At 69.8% G+C, this 10,478-nt stretch carries 13 protein-coding genes and 2 pseudogenes; 9 read left to right on the top strand and 6 right to left on the bottom strand.

Going from position 1 to position 10,478, the window contains the following annotated elements; translation table 11 throughout:
* Window positions 1-1,453, bottom strand: a 1,453-nt coding sequence (locus tag RWP81_RS09695) for an MMPL family transporter (RefSeq protein WP_314455445.1), incomplete at its 3' end; no start/stop codon positions are given.
* Window positions 1,454-1,572: 119 nt separating this feature from the next.
* Between RWP81_RS09695 and RWP81_RS09690 the strand changes: the two genes are divergently transcribed.
* The 5 genes and pseudogenes from RWP81_RS09690 (at window position 1,573) to RWP81_RS09670 (ending at window position 5,301) form a co-directional block, all read left to right on the top strand.
* On the top strand, window positions 1,573-2,145 hold the full coding sequence (locus RWP81_RS09690) for a TetR/AcrR family transcriptional regulator (RefSeq protein WP_314455442.1): 573 nt from the start codon (window positions 1,573-1,575) through the stop codon (window positions 2,143-2,145).
* Window positions 2,146-2,210: 65 nt separating this feature from the next.
* Window positions 2,211-2,300, top strand: a pseudogene (locus RWP81_RS09685) (LacI family DNA-binding transcriptional regulator); the annotation flags it as partial.
* A gap of 374 nt (window positions 2,301-2,674) precedes the next feature.
* Window positions 2,675-2,914 (top strand): annotated as a pseudogene (locus tag RWP81_RS09680) (GH32 C-terminal domain-containing protein); the annotation flags it as partial.
* Between the two features lie 246 nt (window positions 2,915-3,160).
* Window positions 3,161-4,183: a TerC family protein gene (locus RWP81_RS09675; protein ID WP_314455439.1), complete on the top strand. Its 1,023-nt coding sequence runs from the start codon at window positions 3,161-3,163 to the stop codon at window positions 4,181-4,183.
* A gap of 152 nt (window positions 4,184-4,335) precedes the next feature.
* Window positions 4,336-5,301 carry an LLM class F420-dependent oxidoreductase gene (locus RWP81_RS09670; protein ID WP_314455436.1) on the top strand — a complete coding sequence of 322 codons (966 nt, stop codon included), beginning with the start codon at window positions 4,336-4,338 and terminating at the stop codon, window positions 5,299-5,301.
* A 207-nt stretch (window positions 5,302-5,508) separates the two neighbouring features.
* On the opposite strand, the gene RWP81_RS09665 is transcribed toward RWP81_RS09670, so the two are convergent.
* The 4 genes from RWP81_RS09665 to RWP81_RS09650 all read right to left on the bottom strand — a co-directional run bounded on the left by RWP81_RS09665 (window position 5,509) and on the right by RWP81_RS09650 (window position 7,551).
* A complete protein-coding gene (locus RWP81_RS09665) occupies window positions 5,509-6,000 on the bottom strand; it encodes an FBP domain-containing protein (RefSeq protein WP_314455433.1) in 492 nt (163 codons plus the stop codon).
* Window positions 6,001-6,254: 254 nt separating this feature from the next.
* On the bottom strand, window positions 6,255-6,632 hold the full coding sequence (locus RWP81_RS09660; RefSeq protein WP_314455430.1) for a PPOX class F420-dependent oxidoreductase: 378 nt from the start codon (window positions 6,630-6,632) through the stop codon (window positions 6,255-6,257).
* Window positions 6,626-7,192 carry a 2'-5' RNA ligase family protein gene (locus RWP81_RS09655; protein WP_314455427.1) on the bottom strand — a complete coding sequence of 189 codons (567 nt, stop codon included), beginning with the start codon at window positions 7,190-7,192 and terminating at the stop codon, window positions 6,626-6,628. The genes RWP81_RS09660 and RWP81_RS09655 overlap by 7 nt, the downstream gene beginning before the upstream one ends.
* Complete coding sequence (locus tag RWP81_RS09650; RefSeq protein WP_314455424.1) at window positions 7,174-7,551, bottom strand: hypothetical protein; 378 nt, start codon at window positions 7,549-7,551, stop codon at window positions 7,174-7,176. The genes RWP81_RS09655 and RWP81_RS09650 overlap by 19 nt, the downstream gene beginning before the upstream one ends.
* Window positions 7,552-7,699: 148 nt before the next feature.
* Here RWP81_RS09650 and RWP81_RS09645 point away from each other — a divergent pair, with 148 nt between their 5' ends.
* Both RWP81_RS09645 and RWP81_RS09640 read left to right on the top strand, forming a co-directional pair.
* Entirely contained in the window at window positions 7,700-7,993 is a 294-nt protein-coding gene (locus tag RWP81_RS09645; RefSeq protein ID WP_243222802.1) for a hypothetical protein, read from the top strand.
* A 96-nt stretch (window positions 7,994-8,089) separates the two neighbouring features.
* A complete protein-coding gene (locus RWP81_RS09640) occupies window positions 8,090-8,545 on the top strand; it encodes a MarR family transcriptional regulator (RefSeq protein ID WP_314455418.1) in 456 nt (151 codons plus the stop codon).
* 6 nt (window positions 8,546-8,551) lie between these two features.
* On the opposite strand, the gene RWP81_RS09635 is transcribed toward RWP81_RS09640, so the two are convergent.
* A complete protein-coding gene (locus RWP81_RS09635; RefSeq protein ID WP_314455415.1) occupies window positions 8,552-8,866 on the bottom strand; it encodes an ATP-dependent DNA ligase in 315 nt (104 codons plus the stop codon).
* A gap of 74 nt (window positions 8,867-8,940) precedes the next feature.
* On the opposite strand from RWP81_RS09635, the gene RWP81_RS09630 reads away from it, so the two are divergent.
* Complete coding sequence (locus RWP81_RS09630) at window positions 8,941-9,954, top strand: glycoside hydrolase family 6 protein (protein WP_314455412.1); 1,014 nt, start codon at window positions 8,941-8,943, stop codon at window positions 9,952-9,954.
* 117 nt (window positions 9,955-10,071) lie between these two features.
* A partial coding sequence (locus tag RWP81_RS09625) for a response regulator transcription factor (RefSeq protein WP_314455409.1) occupies window positions 10,072-10,478 on the top strand: 407 nt, incomplete at its 3' end.

Below are 10,478 nucleotides of genomic sequence, written 5' to 3'. Positions count from 1 at the left end.
GGGGATGCCGCGCGGCATCCGCGACCGGTATGCCCGCCCGCGCGGCGCGGCGCGGGTGGGTCGCCTCGCCTGCCGTGGCGATGCGCGACCGGGCACGACGGCTGAGGATCCGAAGGCCCGCCAGCCCCAGCAGCGCCGGTGTCAACGACACCGCGATGAGGACGGCGACGAAGACGCTCACCGCGCCCGCGGTGCCCATCAGCCCGAGGAACGGGATGCCGGTGATGTTCAGAGCGAGCAGGGCGACGATGACCGTCATGCCGGCGAAGACGACGGCGTTGCCCGCGGTGCCGTTGGCGAGGCCGATCGACTCGACCACGTCGGCGCCCTGCAGCAGCTGTCGCCGGTGGCGGTAGAGGATGAACAGCGCGTAGTCGATACCCACCGCGAGCCCCAGCATCACACCGAGGATCGGGGTGACGGATGCCATCTGCACGAGCCCCGCGAACGACAGCGTGGCCATGGCCCCGATGGCGACGCCGACGAGCGCCGTGATGATCGGGAAGGAGGCCGCCAGGAGCGACCCGAGCACCACGATCAGGACGATCGCGGCGACGGCGACGCCGATCGCCTCTCCCACGCCGAGGATCTCGGGCACGCCCTGCGAGATCTCGGTGTTGAAGGCGACGTCGACCCCGTCGACCGGGTCGGCGGTGAAGTGCTCGACCACGGCCTCCTTCGAGGCCTCCGACAGTTCCAGGCGCGGCTCGCCGAACGAGACGTTGACAATCGCGGTCGACCCATCGTCGGAGACGAGCCGGATGGCATCCGCGAACGAGAGGAGTTCGGCGCCCTCGGCAAGCTGCGTCTCCTGCGTGGCGATCTGGGCGAGGCCGTCGGTGACCTGCGTCTGCTGCTGCGCGAGCGCAGCGCGCTGCTGATCGAGCTGGGTCTGCTGCTGGTCGAGCTCGTCGATCTGCGCCTGCTTCTGGGCGTCGGGCAGGGGCGCCGCGTCGAGCTGCGCGCGGCCGGCGTCGAGCTGCTGCTGACCCTGGTCGAGCTGTGCGGCGCCGGCGTCGAGCTGCGCCTGGCCCGCCTCGGCCTGGGCCCGGGCGTCAGCGAGCTGCTGACGGCCGTCGACGACCTGCTGACGCTGCGTGTCGAGCTGGGCCTGCGCCTCGAAGGGGTCGGTCACGCGCGCGACGTCGGGAAGGTCTCCCGCCGAGTCGACGAGGGTGGTGATGTCGCCCTTCTGAGCGTCGGTGAGGGCCGAGCCGTCGGAGGTGCGGAAGACGACTGCGCCGGACGCACCGCTGAAGTCGGGGAGTTCGTCCTGCAGTTCGGCGATGACGTCTCCGGATGCCGTGCCCGGGATGTCGAAACTGGAGCTCAGGCCCTTGAAGCCGATCGCGAAACCGCCCCCGACGACACCGAGGATCACCACCCACGCGACGATCACGGTCCACGCGCGGCGAGCGGCGAAGGTTCCGAGACGATGCAGCAGTTCGGCCATGCGGGGGTTCCTCTCGTGCGGTGCGCGCGAGGGAGCACCGTCGGCTCCGACCAGTCCGGGCAAAGATAACACGCACCGTCTCGTCTTGATTCCGGTCGACATCGCGCACAATGTGTGACATGGCTCTTCCCCGCAGTGGTCCGATCCGCAGCGAGGCTGCACGCCTGGCCATCCTGGAGGCAGCCACCTCCTTGTTCACCGAGGGCGGATACGAGCACCTGACGATGGAGGGCATTGCCCGCCGAGCGGGCGTGGGCAAGCAGACGATCTACCGGTGGTGGCCGACCAAGGGCGACGTGATCGCCGAGGCGATCCTCGAGGGGCGCCTGCTCGGCGGGCGCCGCGACCTCCCCGACACCGGCGACGCCCGCACCGATCTCGCCGAGTGGCTGACCGATCTGTTCACCCTGCGCGCGAGTCCGGATGGCGAGGGACTCCTGCGCTCGCTGGTCGCCGCGGCGGCCGGTAGTGCCGAGACCGGCCGACGTCTGCGCGCCGAGATCCTCGCCGCGCCTCTCATCGACCGGCTGTCGCAGGCCATGGGCGGCGTCAGCGGCGCGCGGCTCGACGCTGCCGCCGACGCGCTGGTGGGGGCCGTCATCCTCCGCGCCCTCAGCCGCGAGGACTTCGACGCCGACGACATGCTCGTGCTCGTCGACGCGATCGTGGGCGACGGCACTCCCCCGCGCTGACGGCCGGCCGCACGCAGTGGGATAGCGTCGAAGCGTCATCCATCCCTCGACCCGATGAGCATCCGATGAGCCGACCCAAGCTGCAGGACGTCGCCGCGCGCGCCGGCGTCTCGGTGACCACCGTCTCGCGCGTGCTCAACAACCGGGGCTACCTCAGCGACGACATCAAACGTCGCGTCGACGACGCGGTGTCCGAGCTCGGCTACCGCCCGAACGAGATCGCCCGATCGCTCATCGGTCAGCGCTCGACCCTCGTGGGCCTGATCGTGCCCACGGTCGCCGATCCGTTCTTCGGCGAGCTGGCGTCCCACGTCGAGGGGGCTCTCGCCACGCGCGGCTACAAGATGCTGCTCTGCGACTGCCATGACACCCCCGACAATCTCACCGGCGGAGTGCTCGCCACCGAGCACCTCATCGCCCGCGGATCGCGCTCCGCCGTGCATCTCACGGCCACCGATCATCCGGGCAACCAACGCGCGGCGGCGTACCGCGAGCGCATGCGCGCACACGACCTCGAACCGCGCGTCACGGCTACGCTCTCTCGCCCTATACGCGGGCGGCGGCGCCGATCGACCCCGCCGCCCGGTCGGTGCACCTGCGCATCTTCGTCGACCGGCAGAGCGTCGAGGTGTTCGTCAACGGCGGGCACACGGTGCTGTCGCAGCAGGTGCATTTCCTCGACGGCGACACCGGCATCTCGCTGTACGCCGACGGGGGTACGGCGCTGTTCTCCGGCATCGCGATCCGCGAGTTCGCGGTGCCGGTGTAGGGGAAAGAGGGGGCGCCCGGGGGCGCGCACCGCGCGTCCCCGGGGTAGCACAGCGGAGGCCGGGCGGTCCAGTGCCTGCTCACCGGGCGGCATCCCGTAGAATCGGTGAGAGCAAGGGGAGTACTCCCACCGCGACGATCTCGTCAGTACGGTCCACGCCATCGTGAACCCGGGACGTCGGCCCATTCGCCGGGTGGAGGAGACCTTGGTGTTCTGTCGTACACCTACATTCCCTTGGAGGCCGTCTTGGGCGTCACACCCCTCGTCTGGATCATCACCATCGCGGTCACGATCGCGTTCTTCGTCTTCGAATTCTTCGCTCACGTGCGAAAGCCCCACGAACCGACCGTCGGTGAGTCCGCCCGCTGGTCGGCGTTCTACATCGGCCTCGCGCTGCTCTTCGGCGTCGGCGTCGGTGTCGTCTCGGGTTGGACGTACGGCGGTGAGTACTTCGCCGGGTACCTGACCGAGAAGGCCCTGTCGATCGACAACCTCTTCGTGTTCCTGATCATCATGACCGGGTTCGCGGTACCGAAGAAGTACCAGCAGAAGGTGCTGATGATCGGCATCGTGATCGCGCTCATCATGCGCGGCGCGTTCATCGCCGTCGGCGCGGCGCTCATCGAGAACTTCTCCTGGATCTTCTACATCTTCGGCGCCCTCCTGCTGTTCCTCGCCTACCGTCAGGCGTTCTCGCACGGTGAGAGCGACCCCGCCAACGGCAAGTTCATGCAGTTCGTACGCCGCATCCTCCCTGTGAGCGAGGAGTACAACGAAGACAAGCTCACCGTTCGCAAGAACGGCAAGCGCTTCGTCACCCCGATGCTGCTGGTCATCGTCGCGATCGGTTTCATCGACCTCGTCTTCGCGGTCGACTCGATCCCCGCGATCTACGGTCTGACGCAGGAGGCGTACATCGTCTTCACGGCCAACGCCTTCGCCCTGATGGGTCTGCGCCAGCTGTACTTCCTCATCGGTGGCCTCCTCGAGCGCCTGGTCTACCTCGCGCAGGGTCTGGCCGTCATCCTCGCCTTCATCGGTGTGAAGCTGGTGTTGCACGCCATGCACGTCAACGAGCTCCCCTTCATCAACGGCGGTGAGCCGATGCTGTGGGCCCCGGAGATCCCGATCTGGTTCTCGTTGCTGTTCATCGCGGCCACCGTCGCGGTGGCGACGTGGCTGAGTCTGCGCAAGACGCGCAACGACCGCCAGGCGAAGGAGCGCGAGACCTTCGACGGCGAGAAGGTCATCCACGCTCCCGAGGACTGATCCCTCACCCGGCGGGCCCGTGGCGCAGGCCACGTCTTCGAGAACCGAGTCCCGCCGCGGGCCGGCGGCGCCGCCGGGGGCCCCGCTGTCGTATCCGGCGTCGGCGCGCAACCCCGGCGAGCGGGCGGATGCCGCGGCCTACCGTGGCGGGCATGACGCGATTCGGCTACACCCTCATGACCGAGCAGAGCGGCCCTCGGGCGCTCGTCGACTACGCCGTCGGCGCCGAGCGCGCCGGCTACGACTTCCTCGTCTCCAGCGATCACTACTCCCCTTGGCTGACGAGCCAGGGCCACGCGCCCTACGCCTGGACCGTGCTCGGCGCCGTCGCGCAGGCGACGTCGGACGTCGAGCTGATGACCTATGTCACGTGCCCGACGGTGAGGTACCACCCCGCGGTGGTCGCGCAGAAGGCGGCGACCCTGCAGCTGCTGTCGGAGGGGCGTTTCACGCTCGGCCTCGGTTCAGGCGAGAACCTCAACGAGCACGTCGTCGGCGAGGGCTGGCCGGCGGTGCACGCCCGTCAGGACATGCTCGTGGAGGCCATCGAGATCATCCGGGCGCTCCACACCGGCGACCTCGTCACCTACGACGGAGAGTACTTCCGCGTCGACTCGGCCCGGGTGTGGGATGCGCCCGACGGCGGCGTCCCGATCGGTGTGGCCGTTTCGGGCGAGCATTCGATCAAGCGTTTCGCCCCGCTCGGCGATCACCTGATCACCACGGAACCCGACGCCGAGATCGTGACGGGCTGGGACGAGCACCACGACGGTGAGTCGCGCAAGATCGGGCAGATCCCGATCAGCTGGGATCCCGACAAGGATGCCGCGGTCGCACGCGCGCACGACCAGTTCCGCTGGTTCGCGGGAGGGTGGGCCGTCAACGCCGACCTGCCGACCCCGGCCGGGTTCGCCGGCGCGTCGCAGTTCGTGCGTCCGGAGGACGTCGCGGAGTCCATCGCGTGCGGCCCCGACCTCGACGAGCTCGCCGAGAGCGTCCGCCCCTTCATCGACGCCGGCTTCACCGACATCGCCATCGTCCAGGTCGGCGACGAGAAGCAGCAGCAGTTCGTGGACGAGATCGCCGCTCCGCTCCTGGAGAAGCTCCGCGCCCTCTGACCTCCGACCGGTGCCTCTGCACGCGGGGCCCGGGGAGACCACGCGACGGTCCCCGGGTCCCGCAGAGAGGTTCCCGGGCCCCCGCGCCCGTAGCGGAGTCGCCGGGTCGTTGGGACCTGACCGCGGTTCCCCGGGCCCGCACAGCGGTCATCGGAAGCGTCGACGGGGCCGGGACCGTCACGAGGCGGCGATCGGATGAACGCCTTCTCAGACGCCGTCGCGCAGATCGCGGAAGAAGGCGTCCACGTGCGACCGCAGCCCCTCGATCCGGCGGTCGCGCGCGGCCGCCGCGTCGTGCCCGAGGTAGGCGGGCGGATCGAGCCGGCGGACGTTGCGTGAGCATTCGAACCGCGCGCACACCAGGATGCCGACCGTGTTCCCGGCGCGCCCGGCTTTACCCGTACGGCGGGCCGAGAAGAACACGACGTCGTTGGGCAGCGTGATGTCGGAGCACCACGAGCACTGCGGCCGTGAGCGGGTGGGCTGCTCCGCCTGGCGCAGCTGCAGGCCGACGGCTTCTCCGTCGACCTCTGCTACGACGAAACCGAGCAGCGGCGCCTTGGCGTCTCGCCACCCGACGTAGTCCCGTCGGTCCCAGTCGGTGGTCTCGATGTCGGAGGGGAGGACGATGGCGCTGCGCTCACGAGTGGAGACGTTGATGAACGAGGCGCGGAGGGCGGTTGCGGAGAGGGCGTGCATGGTGTTCCCGTCGATGGGCCGCCCGGGCAGCGGGCGGAATGGCGTCCGCGGGGCATGCGAACGAGGGGACCCGGTCGTCAGACGGCCACGGGTCGGCGACGCTCGCACGAACGGCGGGACGTCGGCACCGGTCACCCGGTGAGGAAGGCGGCGCGCACGGCGCCTGTGCCGCCGGCGCTCCGCGCGCCGACGACCCCCTCACGCCCGGAGGGCATCGACGAGGTGGAGGGGTCCATACCCCCACGATACGCCGGTCAGGCGCGCAGGGCGGCGGAGCCGAGTGTGCGTTCCACCTCGATCTCGAGCACGACGCGGTCGGGGTTGACGCGCGGTTGGCGGTAACGCGCCGCGTAGAGATCGACGGCGTGCGCCACGGCATCCGCGTCGTCGCTCACCCGGGCCGTGCCCTCGAAGCTGATCCAGCGCCCGCCGTCGACGGAGCAGATCGAGGCGCGCCCGCTCCGTGCGGCGTTGAGGAACTTCTGCGTACCGCGGGAACCGATGACGCGCACGACGCCGTCCTCGTAGGTGAAGCCGACGGGGACGGCGTGCACCCGCCCCGAACGTCCGACGGTCGAGAGGGTGGCCAGGTGATATTCGCTCAGGAAGGAGCGCGCGTCGTCGGTCAGCACGTCTCCAGCGTGCCACGTCCGACCGGGTCCGATACCGTCCGCGTGGCGGAATCCCACCGGCGCACGCCGGTTGCGGTGACGGCGAGCTCCGTCTCCCCCGTCTCGGCCAGCACCGCCAACGCCTCACCGATGCGTTCGAGCGGCACACGCCGCGCAAGGGTGACGTGCGCCGTCCACGCGCCGGGCCGCGTATGGATGGCGTCCTCCCCGGGGTCCACCAGTGCGTGGACGCGGGCATGGAGATCCAGCAGCTCGACCGAGGGGATGACCGACCGCGCGATCACTCGCGACCGGCCGGCCCCGAAGAGCAGCGGCGCGCCCAGTGTGAGCTTCAGAGGCAGCTCCGCGGCGAGCGGCGAAAGATCGGCGTCGGCGAGCTCGGGGCGCACGAGCAGCGTGATGTGCGGACGGTTGCTTTCGCCGGTGTGGCGCGCCTGGCTCGGCAGATCGGCAGCGCGCAGCGCGTCCCACTCCCGGCGCACCGCGGCATCCGAGGGCTCGTCGAACACGAGTTCCAAGCTGACGACGGCGGACACGGTGCTCAGCGCGTCGACCACCACGCCGCTGCCACCAGCAGCGGCTGGAAGAGCAGGCGGACAAATCTCTTGCGGTCGGTGTCGAGCCCGAACGCCGAGCGGCCCTTGCGCCACTGGTCGATGTTGCCGGGGAAGATCGCGATGAAGAAGGCCGCCAGCGCGGCACCGATCCGACGTCGTTCCCGCGGCAGAGCCAAGAGCGCCAGACCGAAGGCGGCCTCGACGACTCCGGATGCCACGACCACGGCATCCCGGTCCAGCGGGCCGCGCTCGACGACGACGTCGGGCACCTGCGCTTGGAAATCACGACGCGCGAAGGTCAGGTGGGCGGTACCGGCGAACATCATGGCCGCAGCCAGGGTCCAACGCACGACAGATCTCATGCCCGACACGCTAATTCGCCGCGCGAGCGGGCTCCGCGGGCTTGACGAGGCGCTCATGACGGGCTCTACGGCACCCGTCCGGATTCCGCAACCCCGGGCCGCCTTCCGCCTGCCCCGGTTGACTGGATCACGAACAAGGAGGTGCACCGTGACCATGACCGACGCCGCGTCCCCCGCGACCCGCGACGGCGATCTCGATGCCCTTCTCGTGCGCGCCGCCACGGGCGACTGCGAGGCCTTCGTGGCGTTCTACGATGCGACGGCGTCGCGCGTGTACGCGGTGCTGTTGTCGGTGACGGGTGTCGCCGCCCGAGCCGACGCGCTGCTGGAGGGCATCTACCTCGAGGCGTGGGAACGCATGCGCGGGCGCAGCGCCCCGCCCTGCCCGGGAATGCAGTGGGTGTCCGCGATAGCCCACCGCCACGCCACCGGCCGTCGCTAGGGTTCGCGGGCGCGTGGTCCGATTTCGTTCCACCACCGTGATTCTCGGCTGTCGAACTAGAATGACGGCACGGGTGGCTGAGCCTCGAGGAGACGTATGACGATCGAGATCGAAGACGACGCCGCGACCACCGCTGCACGGGCGGTCGAGCGCCTACGCCTCGCCGAGGCGCGGCTCGCCCGCCGCCGCCAGTCCGATTGCGGACCGAGCGAGAACGCGCGCGCCGCGATGCGCTTCATCCTCGAGCGTGCCGATGCGGGAGCCACCGTCACTCCCTCCGAACTCGCTCAGCACCTCGGCATCTCCGCGGCATCGGTGACGGGCATGCTCGACCGGCTGCACGCCGGTGGTCTGATCGCCTTCGTCGCGAACCCGACCGACCGGCGCAGCAAATTCGTCGTGCCGTTCGACCGCGGGACCGATCCCGACGCCATCGATCCGGTCACGGCGCAGATCCGTGCCTTCGCCGCCGAGCTGCCCGACGACGCGGCAGACCACGTGGCCGCGTTCCTCGACCGCGTGCGAGAGGTCGTCGACGCGGAATGCGCCTGAGCGCGATCACGCGCTGGACGGCGAGTCGGCATCGGGCTCTGGGGTGACGCTGAGTCCCTGGGGCGCGCTGGCTTCGTTCATCAGGTCTTCGATCCACCGGCGGTTCAGCTGCGGGGGCCTGCTGCCGTAGAAGTGGAAGACGAGGGGGATCGACGGCGAGACCCACAGGGACCGCGTGCCGCTTCCGTCCCCCATCGGGAAATGGAACATGAACGGCTCGCTGCGGCGCAGCTTGTTCATGAAGACGACGCGCAGGTGTGAGAGCGTCCGGTCCTCGATGTCGAATGTGTGACCGAGCGTGTTGTAAACCAGTTTTCCCACCGGACGAGTCTATATCGATGCGGCTCATGAACTATCTGACGGATACGCACATCGTGATGGATAGAGTGCTTCGCGTGCCGACACCGCGTCCGATTCCCAGGTCACGACGACCGCGTCCGCGCGTCGCTCGCCGCGTCGTCGTCGCGCTGGGCGCGGTGGCGGTGATCGCCGCGGGAGGTATCGCCGTGGCCTCCCTGTTCGCCGGGTCGCCGACGGCCCCGCACGTGGGCACACGCATCCTCGTCCCCGCTGCATCCAAGGCGGCGAGCGCCGCATCCGACCCCGCCGCCGACCTCGAGCAGACCGCCGCGGCGGAATGGTTGGCGCAGCAGCCGACCACCGTGTGGCTCACTCCGGAGTCCGACCCCGTGGACGCCGTGGAGGAGCGCGTGGCCCGCCTCCTCGACGAGGCACGCGACCAGGGTGCCGCCCTGTCCCTCGCCGTGTACGGTCTCCCCGACAGGGACTGCGGCAATCAGTCGGCGGGAGGCCTCGCTCCCGACGCCTACGGCGAATGGACCGCGCGCATCGGTCGAGCGCTGCACGCGGTAGCCGGCGTCGAGAAGATCGTCATCCTCGAGCCCGACAGCATCGCCCTCGCCTCGTCGTGCGGCTCGATCGCCGAGCGCACGGCCCATTTGCGCCGCGCCGTCGACAACCTCAGGGGCGACGACATCTCTATCTACGTCGATGCAGGGCACTCCGCCTGGCATCCGGTAGATGAGATGGCCGCGCTCCTCCAGGCGACGGAGCTCCTGCCCGAGGTGCGCGGAATCGCCCTCAACGTCTCGAACTACCAAGACACCACCGCCGAGATCGCCTACGCGCACGCCCTGTCGGATCGCCTGGGCGGCACGCACGCCGTCATCGACACCTCGCGCAACGGGGCGGGCCCCGCGGGAGCGCAATGGTGCAACCCGAGCGGCCGCCTCGTCGGCAGTCCGAGCGGTTCGTTCGGCGACGAAGTCGTCGACACGAACCTCTGGATCAAGCCTCCCGGCGAGAGCGACGGGTGGTGCAACGGCGGTCCTGCCGCCGGCACGTGGTGGCCGGATGCCGCGGTCGAGCTGACGAGGGAGAGTCGCTGACCGGCGCAGCCGCTGTCCACGACACGAAGTGTGCCAAGATTGCGCTCGTCGCACTGCGACACCGTGTCTCGGGGGAGAACGCGGGCGCGTCACGCGCGAAGGCGGAGGAGTTGGGCAATGAGCGACACTACAGCGCTGGCGAAAACGGCGGTCATCGTCGAAGACGATCCCGACATCCGGCATCTCCTCGCCGACGTCCTCGAGTCGGCGGGGTTCTCCACGGTCTCCGTGGGGAACGGCATCGACGGCGTCCGGGCGGTCATCGCGTACCAGCCGCTCATCACCACGCTCGACGTGAACATGCCCGGCATCGACGGTTTCGAAGCCGCCCGTCGTATCCGTCAGCAGAGTGACACGTACATCATCATGCTCACGGGCCTCGAGGAGGAGGCTGATGTCGTGCTCGGTCTCGGGGCCGGGGCCGACGAGTACGTGGTGAAGCCCTTCCGGCCGCGCGAACTCCGCGCGCGAATCGAGGCGCTGCTGCGCCGACCGCGAGCCGGCGAGGCGGGTGCGGCCGCGCC

The sequence above is a fragment of the uncultured Microbacterium sp. genome, from assembly GCF_963521695.1.
GTDB lineage: Bacteria > Actinomycetota > Actinomycetes > Actinomycetales > Microbacteriaceae > Microbacterium.
The sequence above is the reverse complement of the archived record's forward strand: the minus strand, read 5'-3'. Positions and strand labels throughout refer to the sequence as shown.